The sequence below is a fragment of the Bacillus sp. Nf3 genome, from assembly GCF_003028545.1.
Taxonomy (GTDB): Bacteria; Bacillota; Bacilli; order Bacillales; family Bacillaceae; genus Bacillus; species Bacillus safensis.
Window position 1 is genome coordinate 143,424 of sequence record NZ_PYUA01000001.1, and the last position, 15,692, is coordinate 159,115.

General features: G+C 42.7%; 17 protein-coding genes. 13 read left to right on the forward strand and 4 right to left on the reverse strand.

Annotation, left to right across the window (positions count from 1 at the left end):
- Nucleotides 1–22 precede the first annotated feature (22 nt).
- Nucleotides 23–370 (reverse strand): helix-turn-helix domain-containing protein, encoded by a 348-nt coding sequence (locus C9414_RS00675; RefSeq protein WP_039182556.1) that lies wholly within the window; start codon nucleotides 368–370, stop codon nucleotides 23–25.
- Between the two features lie 205 nt (nucleotides 371–575).
- Between C9414_RS00675 and C9414_RS00680 the strand changes: the two genes are divergently transcribed.
- The 6 genes from C9414_RS00680 (at nucleotide 576) to C9414_RS00705 (ending at nucleotide 6,302) form a co-directional block, all read left to right on the forward strand.
- Nucleotides 576–1,565 carry an asparaginase gene (locus C9414_RS00680; protein WP_024427527.1) on the forward strand — a complete coding sequence of 330 codons (990 nt, stop codon included), beginning with the start codon at nucleotides 576–578 and terminating at the stop codon, nucleotides 1,563–1,565.
- A 28-nt stretch (nucleotides 1,566–1,593) separates the two neighbouring features.
- Complete coding sequence (aspA, locus tag C9414_RS00685; protein ID WP_039182553.1) at nucleotides 1,594–3,015, forward strand: aspartate ammonia-lyase; 1,422 nt, start codon at nucleotides 1,594–1,596, stop codon at nucleotides 3,013–3,015.
- Nucleotides 3,016–3,160: 145 nt separating this feature from the next.
- Nucleotides 3,161–4,567 carry a Na+/H+ antiporter NhaC gene (nhaC, locus tag C9414_RS00690; protein ID WP_024427525.1) on the forward strand — a complete coding sequence of 469 codons (1,407 nt, stop codon included), beginning with the start codon at nucleotides 3,161–3,163 and terminating at the stop codon, nucleotides 4,565–4,567.
- Between the two features lie 295 nt (nucleotides 4,568–4,862).
- Nucleotides 4,863–5,288, forward strand: a complete 426-nt coding sequence (locus C9414_RS00695) for a YwqH-like family protein (protein ID WP_041118256.1) — start codon at nucleotides 4,863–4,865, stop codon at nucleotides 5,286–5,288.
- A 37-nt stretch (nucleotides 5,289–5,325) separates the two neighbouring features.
- On the forward strand, nucleotides 5,326–5,589 hold the full coding sequence (locus tag C9414_RS00700) for a YwqI/YxiC family protein (protein WP_047202934.1): 264 nt from the start codon (nucleotides 5,326–5,328) through the stop codon (nucleotides 5,587–5,589).
- Nucleotides 5,590–5,876: 287 nt separating this feature from the next.
- Nucleotides 5,877–6,302 (forward strand): YwqH-like family protein, encoded by a 426-nt coding sequence (locus C9414_RS00705; RefSeq protein WP_039182541.1) that lies wholly within the window; start codon nucleotides 5,877–5,879, stop codon nucleotides 6,300–6,302.
- A 48-nt stretch (nucleotides 6,303–6,350) separates the two neighbouring features.
- On the opposite strand, the gene C9414_RS00710 is transcribed toward C9414_RS00705, so the two are convergent.
- Nucleotides 6,351–6,566 carry a hypothetical protein gene (locus C9414_RS00710; RefSeq protein WP_235436031.1) on the reverse strand — a complete coding sequence of 72 codons (216 nt, stop codon included), beginning with the start codon at nucleotides 6,564–6,566 and terminating at the stop codon, nucleotides 6,351–6,353.
- Between the two features lie 136 nt (nucleotides 6,567–6,702).
- Between C9414_RS00710 and C9414_RS00715 the strand changes: the two genes are divergently transcribed.
- The 7 genes from C9414_RS00715 to C9414_RS00745 all read left to right on the forward strand — a co-directional run bounded on the left by C9414_RS00715 (nucleotide 6,703) and on the right by C9414_RS00745 (nucleotide 13,792).
- Nucleotides 6,703–8,661, forward strand: coding sequence for a BglG family transcription antiterminator (locus C9414_RS00715; RefSeq protein WP_107162846.1), 1,959 nt, complete (start codon nucleotides 6,703–6,705; stop codon nucleotides 8,659–8,661).
- A gap of 89 nt (nucleotides 8,662–8,750) precedes the next feature.
- A complete protein-coding gene (locus C9414_RS00720; protein WP_039182533.1) occupies nucleotides 8,751–10,061 on the forward strand; it encodes a PTS sugar transporter subunit IIC in 1,311 nt (436 codons plus the stop codon).
- 31 nt (nucleotides 10,062–10,092) lie between these two features.
- On the forward strand, nucleotides 10,093–11,526 hold the full coding sequence (locus C9414_RS00725; RefSeq protein ID WP_107162847.1) for a glycoside hydrolase family 1 protein: 1,434 nt from the start codon (nucleotides 10,093–10,095) through the stop codon (nucleotides 11,524–11,526).
- Between the two features lie 12 nt (nucleotides 11,527–11,538).
- Nucleotides 11,539–11,862, forward strand: a complete 324-nt coding sequence (locus tag C9414_RS00730) for a PTS sugar transporter subunit IIB (protein ID WP_107162848.1) — start codon at nucleotides 11,539–11,541, stop codon at nucleotides 11,860–11,862.
- A gap of 19 nt (nucleotides 11,863–11,881) precedes the next feature.
- On the forward strand, nucleotides 11,882–12,211 hold the full coding sequence (locus C9414_RS00735; protein WP_024423898.1) for a PTS sugar transporter subunit IIA: 330 nt from the start codon (nucleotides 11,882–11,884) through the stop codon (nucleotides 12,209–12,211).
- Between the two features lie 65 nt (nucleotides 12,212–12,276).
- Entirely contained in the window at nucleotides 12,277–13,125 is an 849-nt protein-coding gene (locus C9414_RS00740) for a polysaccharide deacetylase family protein (RefSeq protein ID WP_107162849.1), read from the forward strand.
- A 298-nt stretch (nucleotides 13,126–13,423) separates the two neighbouring features.
- A complete protein-coding gene (locus C9414_RS00745; RefSeq protein WP_047202939.1) occupies nucleotides 13,424–13,792 on the forward strand; it encodes a VOC family protein in 369 nt (122 codons plus the stop codon).
- 44 nt (nucleotides 13,793–13,836) lie between these two features.
- Here the strand turns inward: C9414_RS00745 and ribD are convergent, their stop codons facing one another.
- Together ribD and C9414_RS00755 are read right to left on the reverse strand one after the other, a co-directional pair.
- Nucleotides 13,837–14,928, reverse strand: a complete 1,092-nt coding sequence (ribD, locus tag C9414_RS00750; protein ID WP_107162850.1) for a bifunctional diaminohydroxyphosphoribosylaminopyrimidine deaminase/5-amino-6-(5-phosphoribosylamino)uracil reductase RibD — start codon at nucleotides 14,926–14,928, stop codon at nucleotides 13,837–13,839.
- Complete coding sequence (locus C9414_RS00755; protein WP_024427515.1) at nucleotides 14,915–15,676, reverse strand: GTP cyclohydrolase II; 762 nt, start codon at nucleotides 15,674–15,676, stop codon at nucleotides 14,915–14,917. Before C9414_RS00755 ends, ribD begins: the two co-directional genes overlap by 14 nt.
- Nucleotides 15,677–15,692: the final 16 nt, after the last annotated feature.

A 15,692-nucleotide genomic window follows, 5' to 3' on the forward strand; every position in this document is an offset into this window, starting at 1 on the left:
ATAGGTGCCTCTTTTTCTGTGTTTATACTTTTAGAGTGTTTTTCGCCCGAATAAAGGCAACAAGCTGTTTGATTTCTTCATCATTTAGGGGAACGCCGTCTACATGAATGGTTCCTTCTTTTGCTTCCGTCAGTTCAATTTTGATATCAGAGATTTTGCGTTGTATCTCTGGCTCGTCCGTTCTACCAAGTAAAAAATCAATGGACGTATCATACAAATCAGCCAGCAGCTTCACTGCTTCAAGCGAAGGTCGTCGGTACCCAGATTCGTAACCGGCATAGGTGCTTTTGGCGATACCTAGGCGATCTGCCGTATGCTGGAGAGACCATTTTTTCTTTTTTCTAAGAGTGGTTAAACGATCGAGTATCATACATGAACGCTCCTTTATTTACAACAACAGTATATCATATTTTGGCATAGAATGTACGCGTTATGCGTAACAATTTCTTGATTAATTCGCGTTATGTGACTATAATGGCAATGAAGGTACGCGTAAAGCGTATATTATAGAATAGCACAAGCTAGCTTATAATATGTGTGACAAACGAAGTAATTTTACGAAAGAGGTGGACCTGTTGAAGAAATTATTGCTTTTAACGACTGGTGGGACGATAGCATCTGTAGAGAGTGAAAATGGATTAGCTCCAGGTGTTAAAGCTGAGGATCTTTTGAGCTATTTAAACGAAATTAATGCAGAATATACAATGGACACAAAGTCCCTAATGAGTATAGATAGTACAAATATGCAGCCTGAATACTGGGTTGATATCGCAACAGCCATTTATGAGAATTATGATCAGTATGACGGGTTTGTCGTGACTCACGGAACCGATACAATGGCCTATACATCAGCAGCGCTGTCTTATATGCTGCAAAATCCTGATAAGCCGATCGTAATTACAGGTTCACAAATTCCGATTACTTTTAAGAAAACAGATGCGAAGAAAAACATCACAGATGCGATTCGTTTTGCATGTGACGGTGTTGGCGGCGTGTATGTCGTGTTTGATGGCAGAGTCATCCAAGGAACACGTGCGATCAAGCTAAGAACGAAAAGCTATGATGCATTTGAAAGCATTAACTACCCATATATTGCATCAATTGAAAACCATCAAATTGAATACAATAGCAAAGTAAAAAGAACACCAATGAAACCGCTTAAATTAGATGCATCCTTGAACACAGATGTGTGTCTGTTAAAATTGCACCCAGGCCTTAAGCCTGAGTTTTTAGATGCAGTCAAAAGCATGTACAAAGGCGTTGTCATTGAAAGCTACGGCAGCGGCGGAATTCCTTTCGAAGGAAGAAACCTTTTAGAAAAGATCAACGAATTGCTGGAAGAAGGCATTTCTGTTGTCATCACCACTCAGTGTCTTGAAGAAGGCGAAGACATGAGTGTGTATGAGGTAGGACGCAAGATCAATCAAGAATTGGTGGCACGTTCAAGAAATATGAATACAGAAGCTATCGTGCCGAAACTGATGTGGGCACTAGGCAAAACAACAGATCCAAGAGAAGTCAAAAAGATTATGGAAACGCCAATCGCTGAAGATTTAGTGATTTAACTATTCTATAGAAAGCAGGTCATAAGAGATGGTTCAAGCAACTTATCGCTATGAGAAGGATTTTCTTGGAGAAAAAGAAATTCCAGCAGACGTGTATTATGGGGTTCAAACCCTTCGTGCGAAAGAGAATTTCCCGATTACAGGATATCGGATGCACGAGGAACTAATCAGAGCCTTTGCCATCGTGAAAAAAGCAGCAGCTCAAGCCAATATGGAAGTCGGACGTTTATATGAGGGAATTGGAAATGCCATCGTTCAAGCGTCTGACGAAGTCATTGAAGGCAAGCTTCACGAGTATTTTATTGTCGATCCAATTCAAGGCGGCGCAGGAACGTCCATGAATATGAATGCCAATGAAGTGATTGGAAACAGAGCATTAGAAATCATGGGACATCAAAAGGGTGAATACATCCATTTAAGCCCAAACACACATGTGAATATGTCGCAATCAACGAATGACTCATTCCCAACGGCGATCCATATTGCTGTGCTCAAGCAGTTAGACATTCTGCTTGAAACGATGCAAGCCATGCAGGACGTCTTCAAAAAGAAAGCAAAAGAATTCGATCATGTGATCAAAATGGGTCGTACGCACTTGCAGGATGCTGTTCCAATCCGTTTGGGACAGGAGTTTGAAGCTTACAGCCGTGTGCTGAGCCGTGATATTAAGCGGATCAACCAATCGAAGCAGCATTTATATGAAGTCAATATGGGTGCGACAGCTGTTGGGACGGGCTTAAACGCAGATCCTCGTTATATTGAGATCGTGGTGAAAAAGCTCGCTGATATTTCGGGTCTTCCTCTTGTAGGCGCAGAGCATCTCGTGGATGCAACGCAAAATACAGATGCTTACACAGAAGTATCCGCCGCTTTAAAAGTATGTATGATGAACATGTCTAAGATTGCCAATGACCTTCGCTTAATGGCATCTGGTCCGCGTGCAGGTCTTGCTGAAATTGCATTGCCAGCACGTCAGCCTGGATCATCCATTATGCCTGGGAAAGTCAATCCAGTCATGGCAGAGCTCATTAACCAAATCGCATTCCAGGTTATTGGGAATGACCACACGATCTGTCTTGCTTCTGAAGCAGGCCAGCTTGAGTTAAATGTGATGGAGCCTGTTTTAGTCTTTAACTTGCTTCAGTCTATTAGTATAATGAATAACGGATTCCGCTCATTCACAGATCATTGCTTAGTGGACATTGAAGCAAATGAAATACGTTTGAAAGAATATGTAGAAAAAAGTGCAGGCGTAATCACTGCCGTGAACCCTCACTTAGGCTATGAAGCAGCCGCTAGAATTGCAAGAGAAGCCATTTTAACAGGTCAATCGATCAGAGATCTTTGCTTGCAGAACGATGTTTTAACGGAAGAAGAACTTGATATTATCTTAAATCCATTTGAGATGACAAAGCCTGGCATTGCGGGTGCAGAGCTCCTAGAGCGATAATATTATCAAAAATTTTATTTTATTAATATGTGGAATTGCCTGTGAAAAAGAGAAAAAACAGGCAATTCACTTTCTTTCGAATTGACACACTTTTTTCACAATATTTTGAAAACGCTTAACGCACGCACAAAGGGAGGAAACAACATTGAAATCGGTTCGCTTGCCATCTATGGTGGAGATCATCGCCGTACTAGGTTTATTTTTGGCGATTGTCTTATCATTTACTATTTATTTTGACTTGGATATTCAACTGGCTTTATTTATTTCTTGGTTTCTAGCAATTGGGCTTGGTCTTCATTTAGGACACTCATATAAGGATTTACAGGGTGCTATTACAAAAGGGATATCAAATGGATTAGATGCTGTTTTGATTTTACTTGCTGTAGGTGCTTTAATTGGAACTTGGATCGCTGGCGGAGTCGTACCGACACTGATCTATTATGGTCTTGAATTTATTCATCCAAATATCTTCTTACTGGCAACACTCATTATTTGTGCCATTATGTCTGTCGCAACAGGGACATCTTGGGGAACAGTTGGTACAGCTGGTATTGCCATGATTGCCATTGGTGAAGGTTTAGGGATTCCTCTTCCAATCGTTGCAGGTGCCGTCTTGTCAGGTGCTTATTTTGGAGACAAGCTTTCTCCACTGTCAGACAGTACAGTTCTCGCTTCGTCCTTATCAAAGGTAGAAGTGCTGGCGCATGTAAGAGCGATGATGGTCTTATCCATACCTGCCTTTGTTATTACAGCTATTATGTTTACGGTCACCGGCTTTATATATGGAGGACGTAATATTGATCAAGAAAAGGTTGAATACTTAAAGAATGCACTGCTCGATACATTCAATATTAATGTATGGATGCTCATTCCAGCTCTAATTGTTGTCGTTTTACTTGTCATGAAAAAGCCTGCTCTGCCGGTTATTGCAATCGGTGCTTTGTTTGGGGCGATCTGGGCCTTTGCTTTTCAAGGTGCGAATCCTAGTGATGCAATTGGTGCAGCATACAATGGATTTTCAATTCAATCAGATGTAGACTTTCTAAACCAACTTCTCAATCGTGGTGGAATGGTCAACATGCTTGGCTCTTTGGTAGTGATTATCCTTGGGCTTGGTTTCGGGGGAGTATTGGAACATCTGGGTGTATTGAAAGTCATTGTCTCAACCTTTGAGAAAAAACTGCACAATGCGGGAAATGTTACTCTTTCCACTATTCTTGTTGCATTCTTTGCTAACATTTTTGGATGTGCAATGTATGTATCAATTATCCTTACACCAAAAATTATGGAAAAGAGCTACGATAAATTAAAGTTAGACAGACGAGTTTTATCCAGAAACTCTGAGGTCGGTGGTACGCTTACGTCAGGTATGGTTCCATGGTCAGATAACGGTATTTACATGGCAGGAATTCTTGGCGTATCGACATTCTCTTATTTACCATTTATGTGGCTGAGCTTTGTCGCCATTGGTCTTGCGATCATTTACGGATATACGGGCAAATTCATTTGGTACGTGAAAGATCAACAAGAAAGAGAAGAATCGGCCTCATAAGCCGTTTGCAAAAGCCGCTCCTGCACGGGGCGGCTTTGTTTGTCCTAGGACCGAGAGACTATATGTGACATATAGCAAACGAACAGGAATTTTGACCTCCTATAAAAGAGGTCAAAAGGGGGAGTGTGAAGCAGAGTGAAAGCATATTTATCCCATAAAAAGGGTACAAATCCCTATTCAAACATGAGTCTTTGAACCTTATAATAACAATATTGGAAAAAGTGCAATTCACCTTACGCTCGTTTAGAGGAACTCTAAGCAGCGTTTTTATTTTTTGACAGGAGGAGGAACCCATATGAGCTTATCGGATATGCTGTCTGCCCTTAACGGTGGCATTTCAAATAAAAAAGCAGAAATTGAAGAGAAAATCGCTCGGCTCAAAAAGGCGAAAAGCAAGGTTGAACGTGAACAAGATGCGGCAGAAACAGATTTAAAGCAAATCAAGCAGCCAAAGCTTGGGACCTCTTGGAAAGGTGAGCGAAGCCAGGATTTCAAAACAGACCGAAATGAAGCACATGATGCGCTGCAAACGATCGTGAACGATAAATACCCACGTTACGTGAGCCGTATCGAATTTAAAATCAGTACATTAGAAGCAGAACAAGCTGCGTTATCCTTTGCCAGTTCCTTAGCTGGAGACGCCGCACGCCTTGCTGAAAAAGGAGAAGACGCAGTAGAGGACGCAAAACGCTTGATCTCAAAAGCATGGAGCAGCTTGTAAGCGAGCTTCATGCTGAACAAATCTGGAGGATATCACAATGGGACAAATTAAGTTAAACTACCAAACAGTCATGGATAAACTAGATGAAGTCTCCCAAGCAGTCGAAGCTTTAGCGATGAAAAAAGCAGCAGATAAAGCAGGTGAAAACAGTCTTGAATTTGTAACCAAGTGGACGGCACGTGAAGCAGAGGTAAGCGAAATGGTTTCAAACTTTAAAGAAGCTTTAATGAAAAATGTTCAGGATACACGTTCTAACGTGAAAACATTAAAAGAACAAGACGAAGCGATTGCTGCAAAATAGTCAGCACAATCGCTTTTATTTATGGATATCATTTACATGATGTAATTATAGTTAAAAAGACTCATATAAAATTCGGGGTGTAAGACCTTGTATTATTCCGTTTTTCTTCCAAACACGTCACTAAAAGGACACCTTTTCCCTATTTAAGCCTGAGGCTTTTCACCTTATACTATACTTAATGAAAGCAGAACGATAGAAATGTCAGGATTGGAAAAATCAAGTGAGTCGATGGTTTCCAAAGGTGCTCACGCCGTGCTTTCGTATGAGGTCAGATAGAGGTGGATGACATGAGTTTATCCGAGATGCTGCACCATCTGCATATGGGAATTGAGAACAAACGTGCAGAATTTGACGAAATGATCTCTCGGTTAAAGACAGCCAAAAGCAATATTCGAACAGAACAAGATCTTGCCCAGTCAGATATCAAAGAAATCAAGAAGCCTGCTCTAGATTCGTCATGGAAAGGCGAGAGAGGAACCGACTTTCATCGCCACCGAAAAGACGCTTACAGCGTGATGCACGACATCGTCAACGATGAATATGAAAAATATATAACAGAGATTGACCAAAAAATCTTACACTTTGAATTGAAAAAAATGGAGTTGGCCGTTGCCAGTAATTTTGCAGGAAGAGCTCAGGACGTGATGGAAAAGGGCGAGGATTTTGCAAAGGATGTTAAACATTTGATTGAACGGGGCTGGAAAGCTCTTTAAAACCATAAACGAAACAGCCGTCTCATAAAAGGGCGGCTGTTTTTTTGTTTAGTCACATCCACCACCGCCGCTATCACCTGAATCACTCCCGCAGGAGGCATCAGAAGCGTGATGGGTATACGAATCAGTATATGTACTTGTCGTTGAATTATGATGTGCAGAACGCTTAGCAGATGCACGTTTATCCTTTGGTGTGAACAAGCTGGCAACGATGGCTCCTAAAGAAGCTAATATGATAATGACAAAAAACATAAAAGTACCCATAATGCATCCCTCCTCTAGTTTCATATTCATACGAATGAGCCATATCCAGGTTCCCGATTTGAAAGAAAAACTGGGCAAAGAGTTCTATTTTCGTTTATGATGATAGGCAAAAGTAAATGCCAAGGGAGGAGAGCCCATGCTGTCTCTACGTCAGGAGGAGCTTCTGAAACGATTGATGCAAGCGGAGCAGGAACTGACAAGTGAAGAAATTGCCCGTGTGATCGGAGTCACATCACGAACCATCCGAACAGATATGAAAGCGCTTAAAAAAATCTTAGAAGAACATGGTGCCGCACTACATATTAAACGCGGGGCAGGGTATACATTGAGCGTTGAAGATTATGGGGCATTTCGTACATTTTTGAAAAAATCATTGAGAGAAAGAAATGAGAAAAAGGAACAATTCATTCCCAATCAGCCTGAGGACCGCGTGGCTTATCTATTGAAAAGACTGCTTCTGTCAGAAGACTATATCAAATTAGAGGGATTGGCAGAGGAATTATTTGTGAGTGAATCCACAGTGAAAAATGATTTAAAAGCTGTCAGGCATTTGTTTTCATTGCATGGACTTTCTATATCGCACCGCCCTAAATATGGACTGCGTCTGACAGGCGATGAAATGAAATTAAGATATTGTATGGCAGAGCATGTGTTTCAGCAGGATCAAGCGAACTCTGCACTGTTACCTGAAGAAACGTATCAACTGATTCAGGACATCGTGCGTTCACGTACAAAAGCCACCGGGCTTCATTTATCAGAAATCGGTTTAAGTAATTTAGTGACCCATATTGCCATCGCATGCAAACGAATAGAAGAAAAAAAGCTGGTTCAGATGCCAGAAGCGGAATTGAGAGAAATTCAAGTGCAGCCAGTTTTCCAAATAGCTCAACAAATGACAGAAGATATTCGCCGCGTATTAGCGATTGATTTTCCGTTATCTGAAATGGCGTACATCGCAATTCACTTAATGGGGGCAAAGATGATGGCATATGGAGAGGCTGGCCATACGCTATTTCATCTGCTGGACGAAGATCATTTTCGTTTCACTCACCAATTGCTTGCTTATGTGGAGGAGCATATGTCACTTGATATTCAGTTTGATAAGGAGCTGATCGTTGGTTTAAGTCTTCATTTGCGTTCCGCCATTCATCGTTTTAGATACGATATGAATATTCGAAATCCCTATTTACCAGACATTAAAAGGCACTATCCCATTGCGTTTGAGGCGGGTGTTTATATGGGCAGGTGGCTGAAGGAAAAAGAGGGTGTTGAGATTCCTGAGGATGAAATCGGATATTTGGCACTTCATATTGGAGCTGCAATCGAGCGGACAAAATCACAGTATGTGAGAAAGACATGTCTTATTGTGTGTGCGACGGGTGTCGCCAGCAGTCAGCTTCTTCTTCATAAGCTCACGGCGGCTTTTAGCGGAAGGCTGGAGATCGCTGGAACTGCAAGTGTCGGGGAACTTCCTTCATATGATTTGAGAAGCATTGATTTTATTATTAGTACCATTCCGCTACAGAATACATTGCCGGTACCAGTAATTGATGTACATACGATTCTAAGTGACGATGATATTGTCCGGCTGAAACGATTTGTGCAAAATTCACAGGATACAGGGGTTTTACGGTATGTGAGTCCGGCGCTGACATTTTTTCAGCAAGACCTTCAATCAAGGGAAGAGGTTCTTCAATTTTTCGTGAACGTGTTAAAGAAGCAGCATCGAATCCCAGACGAGTTTGAACAATTATTGCTAGAAAGAGAGCAAGTGTCACCCACATCTTTCGGTCATTTGGTTGCGATTCCTCATCCAATTAAGCCGGCAACAGACGATACGTTTTGTGCAATCTGTACGTTAAAAAAGCCGGTGCTGTGGGGAGAAGATCGAGTACAAGTCGTTTGCTTGTTAAGCATCCAGAAGACGTATCAAAAAGAATTACAGTCGCTTTATCAATTTCTTGTACGGCTGACAGAACGGAAGGAAGTGGTGGAGCAGCTCATCAAAGCCTCTTCATTTGAAGAATTGACAGCAGCTCTTCAAGTATTGGAGCAGCCAAATGAAAAAACGAGACACCCATTTCCGCATCTGTGAGGAAAAAGATTAGATGTTAATGAAAGCGCTTTTAAAATAACATCAAAAAGGAGGATGATCACGAGTTTGTGCAAAGGGGGAGACGGATCATGAGCTTCAAGGAGAAAGCGGCAGATGTCATGGGGCATGTGGCTTATCGCATCACCAATCAGAAATATATTATGGCGATTAAACAGGCATTTGTCACACTGATGCCGATCATCATTACAGGAGCTTTTGCTGTACTGGTGGCAAATATGATCATGAGCCCGGAAACAGGGCTTGCTCATTTTGAGATATTCAGGTTTTTAGCAGAGCTTCAGCCTATTATGAAGGCAATCAATTATGCCACGCTGAACTTTTTAACCATTGGGGCTGTGTTCCTCATTGGGATTGAGCTTGGGAAAATCAACGGGCACAAGTCGCTGTTCCCAGGATTGATGGCGTTGATTTCATTTATATCCGTTATTCCAACCACACTTCTTCTTGAAGTTGATGGATCGATGCGTGAGGTTGTAGACGTGTTGGCAAGACAATTTTCCGATCCAAAAAGCTTATTTTTAGGGATGATCATTGCGATCGTATCTGTGGAAATCTTCTGTAAGCTGACTGAGGTGAAATGGCTGCAAATCAAGATGCCAGATTCGGTTCCGTCGAATGTGGCAACGTCTTTTTCATCACTTTTTCCTTCTATCATTACAATTACGATCATTAGTTCATTCGGGTTTGCATTTCATCGTGTGACAGGCATTTATTTGCATGAAGCAGTGTATAACGTGGTGCAGCGTCCGCTAGAAAGTGTTGTGCAGGGGCTGCCAGGGATTTTAACGTTGATGTTTGTGGCACAATTTTTCTGGGTGATCGGCATCCATGGCAACCAGATGATTAAGCCGATCCGGGAGCCGCTCTTATTAGGATCGATTGCAGTGAATATGACAGCATTTCAAGAGGGAAAAGAGATCCCGAATATTATCACGATGCCGTTTTGGGATGTGTATATGAGCATCGGTGGTTCAGGTGTGACCATTGGTCTTTTGATTGCGATTTTTATTGCTGGGAGAAGGGAAGAGATGCGAAGCATTGCCAAGCTCTCATCAGGACCCGGACTATTCAACATCAATGAACCCGTTATTTTTGGATTACCCGTCATGCTAAACCCTGTGATGGCGATCCCATTTATCGTCACACCGCTTGTGACAGGTACGATTGGTTATATTGCGACGGCTACAGGATTCGCTGGAAAAGCGGTCGTGATGGTGCCGTGGACGACACCGCCGCTTGTGAATGCATGGCTGTCCACTGCTGGCAGCATGGGAGCTGTCATCACACAGCTTATCTGTATTGTGGTTGCTGTTTTCATCTATTTACCGTTTGTTCTCTTGTCTAATCGCAAGCCAGAAGCAGCACCAGATTCAGAATAAACATTCAGAAGAAGAAAAGGGAGGCGGCGACATGAACAGCATTGAGATTCCAAGAGATTTTATCCTAGGTGCTGCGGCTTCTGCATGGCAGACGGAGGGCTGGAAGGGAAAGCGGGCGCATCAGGACTCGTACATCGATTTATGGTATAAGGAAGGGTATCACGTGTGGCACGAAGGCTATGGGCCAGCTGGTGCGACGAACTTTTACGAGCGCTATCATGAAGATGTAGCCTTAATGAAAGAGATTGGACTGACACATTACAGGACATCGATCAATTGGTCGAGATTTCTCATAGATTACGAGAATGGGATAGTGGATGAGGCCTATGCTCGTTACATTGATAATCTGATCAATGAATTAATCGCAGCAGGTGTAGAGCCGATGTTTTGCTTAGAGCATTATGAGCTTCCTGCCGTTTTGCTTGAGAAGTACGGCGGATGGTCATCAAAGCATGTCGTCGATCTGTTTGTTCTCTATGCAGAAAAAGTGTTTGAGCGCTACGGGGACCGGGTCAAACATTGGTTTAGTTTTAATGAACCGATTGTTGTCCAGACACGTGTTTATCTAGATGCCATCCGATATCCGTATGAGCAAAATACGAAGAAATGGATGCAGTGGAACTATCATAAAGCACTGGCAACAGCAAAAGTGGTGAAGCTGTTTCAGGAGATGGGTTTGAAGGATTCGGCAGGAGCCAAAATCGGGGTGATTCTCAATCCAGAAGTGACGTATGCAAGATCGTCTGCTCCGCATGACCAAGAAGCGGCACGTATGTATGATTTGTTTTTTAATCGAGTGTTCTTAGATCCTTCCATCAAAGGGGAGTATCCAGAGGAACTGATCGATGTGTTGAAAAAGCATGATATTCTTTTCGATTCCACAGAGGAAGAGCTTCAAATCATCAAGAATCATACGGTAGATGTCGTCGGACTTAATTTGTACTATCCGCATCGTGTCAAGGCGCCGAGTAAGGCTTGGAACGAAGGGACGCCTTTTCACCCATCCTATTATTACGATATGTTTGAGCTTCCAGGGAGAAAAATGAATCCTTTTAGAGGCTGGGAAATCTACCCGAAGATTGTCTACGATATGGGGATGAGGATAAAAGAAGAATACGGAAATATTGAGTGGTTTGTGGCCGAAAATGGCATGGGTGTAGAAAAGGAAGAACGGTTTAAAAAAGAAGATGGAATCATTGATGACCAGTATCGCATTTCATTTATCAGCCAGCATTTGAAGCGGGCACTTCAAGCGAAAGCAGAAGGATCAAATTGCACGGGCTATATGCTTTGGGCATTTACAGACAATGTCTCACCGATGAATGCCTTTAAAAACCGCTACGGCTTAGTCGAAATCCAGCTGGAAAATGAACGAAATCGACAGCTGAAAGCATCTGCGTATTGGTACCAGACATTAATCAAAACTAGGGAACTGACAGTTGAAACAGAAGTCATTTATCAATAGGAGTGATGGGATATGAAACGAATCATTCTCGCTTGTGCAGCAGGAATGTCGACGTCCATTGTGGTGTCGAAAATGAAGGCCGCCGCAGAAGCTAAAGGGCTGGATTACTATATTTATGCTATACCTGAAGGAGCCATTGCGGATGAACTAGAAGAGCATGGAGAGGATGTAAGGGCGATTTTACTTGGACCGCAAGTAAGTTTTATGAAAAAAGCAGCAGAAAAAACAGCGGCACCTTATCAAATCCCTGTCGATGTCGTCAATGTGAGATTATACGGAACAGCAAACGGAGAAAAAATCCTAGATCATGCACTGAAACTAGCAAATGAATCTTGAGTAATTGGAGGAGAAGCAGATGACGGTATTAGAGGAAATGCAGGGAGCAGCCTTTCAAATCATTGCCCATGCAGGCGAGGCAAGAAGTCATTATGTAGAAGCGATTCGTCTAGCAAGAGCTGATGATTTTGAAAAAGCGCAGCAGTTGATCGAAAAAGGGGAGGAAGCGTTTCGAAGCATCCACAACCTGCACTTGTCGCTGATTCAAAAAGAAGCGGCAGGTGAACAGCTTCCGTTTTCTTTACTGCTGATACACGCAGAAGATCAAATGCTCACAACAGAGACCATTCATCTGCTCGCCATCGAGATGATCGAAATGTGTAAAAAAATGAATACCCTGTCTAAATAGATATCAATGAATAACCAATTTCTGTTATAATCATTCGGTAGATAAAGAGAAAGCAGGATTGGTGAATGAAGAAAACATGTATGCTGATGACGGTTGGTCTTATGCTGCTGCTCATTTCGGGCTGTATGGGAATGAAGGAGCAGGCGGAAGGAAGCCAGCAAGTCGTCAAAGAGGAAAAGGGTCCATTACAAACAAAAGATATGCATCAGAAAAAAGAAACGGCAGTGATAAAGACACAAAACTGGATGAAGCAAAAGGAGCCGGTCGAGCTTCCAATTTTGATGTATCACAGCATCTCAAGCGGTAACTCGTTACGTGTGCCAAAGAGCGAATTTGCATCTCATATGAAATGGCTGAAGGACAACGACTATGTCACACTGTCGCCAGAAGAGGTGTACCGCGTTTTCACAACAAATTCGATGCCAAGTAAGAAGAGTGTCCTCATTACATTTGATGATGGATATACGGATAACTATACAAAGGCATTTCCGATTTTAAAGCAGTATGGAATGAAAGCAACGATTTTCATGATTGAGCAATCCATTGGCCGTCCGAATCACTTAACGGATGAGCAAATGGATGAGATGATGGCACATGGGATCTCGATTGAGAGTCATACGATTCATCATTTAGAGCTCAATCAATTATCAAAGCAGCAGCAGGAAGAGGAGTTAAAAGGATCAAAGACATTCTTTGATCAGCGATTTTCTCAGCGTACGAGAATGGTCAGCTATCCTGTCGGGCGCTATAATGAAGAGACGTTGAAGCTGGCGAAGGAAGCCGGATACCAAATGGCTGTTACCACTGAACCAGGACATGCGAAGAAGGAACAAGGCATGATGTCCTTGCACCGCGTCCGCATTTCACCGGGACTTTCACCAGAAAGCTTTGGCAGGCTGGTCGAAGGGAAGTAACGATCAATGTTTCACATGAAACATTTTACGACAAGTTTCATCAAAATGAATCATGATATATCTTGGTTTCAAATGTCATGACAAGAGACACTTAGATGGACAGAACTTTCATGATCATGGGAGTTCTGTTTTTGAAAAAAATACTGTATTCAAACACTACATCTTATGAAACACCTCAAAGAAAATCTTCAAGTATCAAGCCCACCAATGAGGTAACAATCAAATTTGTTCAGCATCATAAAAACTGAAGAAACACTACATTGAAAAACCAATTGAGAACAGAAAGGGAGAGGGAAATATGTCAAACTTTTTGGGAATCGACCATGTTCAACTAGCTGCCCCAAAAGGCAGTGAAGAGAAAGCTCGCTTGTTTTTTGGTGAAATTTTAGGGATGAAAGAAATACCTAAGCCTAGTAATTTAGCTAAACGAGGAGGTGTCTGGTTCCAATGCGGTCATCATCAGCTTCACATTGGCATTCAGGAACATTTTCAAGCTGCAAAGAAAGCTCATCCAGCTTTTCTTGTAAAGAGCCTATCAGAATTAAAAGAGGTATTATTGAAGCATCAGATTAGTATAAAAGAAGATGAGCCATTGGAGGGAGCCAATCGGTTTTATGTAGAAGATCCATTTGGGAATCGAATTGAGTTTTTAGAGAGAAGAGACTAGAAGACAAAAATAAGGCTGTCGAGATTTCTTCGACAGCCTATTTGTTATTGATAAACGGGATAGCCCGTCATTTTGATATCTTTTCCGAGTGGTTCCACAGCGAGTTGATCCAGTTCAATGGCATCACTCATGAGGCGTATGCCTTCGCCTCCGAAAAAGGAAGGGGAAAGTCGTCCGCCAATGAGTTTAGGCGCCATATAGATGACCAATTTATCTACAAGCTGCTGTTCTAAGAAAGAGGCGTTAATCTGGCCGCCGCCTTCAATCATGAGGGAGGAGATATTTTTTTCTCCCAGCACTTGAAGCACTTCCTGCAGGGGAACCCGCTTGTCGCTGTCAGTCATAAAGACACGGACGCCAGCTTCTTCTAAAGCCGCTCGTTTTTCCTCATCGGCTTGCTTTGTTGTAAAAATCCATGTAGGTGCCATCTGATCTGTGACGATCTTTGCTGTCAGTGGTGTAGACAGCTTAGAGTCTAAGACAATTCGAATCGGATTGTTTCCATTTGGAATCCGCGCAGTTAATGAAGGATCATCGTGAATGACAGTTTGAGCACCGACCAAAATCGCATCATTGATACTGCGGATATGGTGAGCATCATAACGGGATGTCTCAGATGTAATCCACTTGCTGTCAGACGTGGCAGAGGCGATTTTCCCATCTAAGGTAATGCCCGCTTTGAGCGTCACGAAAGGTGTTTTTTTCGTAATAAAGTGATTAAATACTTCATTCATCAGTATGGATTCTTGTTCAAGTACGCCCGTGATAACTTGGATGCCCGCGTCTTGTAAAATGGCAATCCCGCGGCCAGCGACAAGTGGATTCGGATCAAGAGCTGCGACGACAACGGTTTCGACGCCGGCTTTCACAAGTGCTTCGGCACAAGGGCCTGTGCGCCCATGGTGGGAACAAGGCTCAAGGGTCACATAAATCGTGGCTCCTTTTGCCTTGTCTCCAGCCATGTTGAGTGCATGAATTTCAGCATGCGGTTCACCGGCTTTCATATGAGCGCCGACTCCAACAATCTCATTCTCTCGCACAATCACAGCCCCGACGAGCGGATTCGGAGATGTCTGACCTTTCATTGCCCGTGCATTATCAAGGGCTAGCTTCATATATCGCTCATGATGTGGCAATCGTACGCACCTCTTGCTCCGCCTTCATGTGACCTGAGCGGTTGATTTTTGTCTGCAAGTATTTCTCGTTAAATTCAGAGACATCTCCCCAAAGCGGAATGCGTCCAGAAAGAGATAAACCTGCATGGCTGATCGCATCTGTCTTTTTCGGGTTATTGGTAATGAGTCTGACCGGCTTTGTACGAAGTGTTTGAAGAACGGCAATGGCTTCTTCGTATTGACGTGTGTCATCTTCAAAACCAAGTGCTTCATTCGCTTCTACTGTATCATAGCCGTTTTCTTGAAGAATATAAGCCATGGCTTTACTGAATAGACCAATGCCGCGGCCTTCATGATTGGCTAAGTAAAACAGGGCTCCTGCTCCATTGTCCTCAATCATTCGCATAGACTGCTTCAATTGGAATCCACAGTCGCAGCGCTTGCTTCCGAAAATATCGCCAGTGTGGCAAATGGAATGCATACGGATAAGAGCTTCGTCAGCGTGCTCGAAATCCCCATACACAAGAACGCTTGACTGCTGATGATCAGCCAGCTGGCGGGACGAAAGGCTTTCAATTAAAGCTTCATCTGACAGTGGCTCTTTTCCATCGTCTTTTAACCATGAATACCAGTTAAACATCACGGTTCTGCCGTCTAAATTCACTGGCAGTTTAATGGGTCCAGTGATATAGATATACCCGTCTTCTTGCTGTACTCGTTTGATTTTATCTTTTAATATGGCTGTTTTAAGCTCTGTGTGTTTGTCCATATTCTGCACCTTCTTT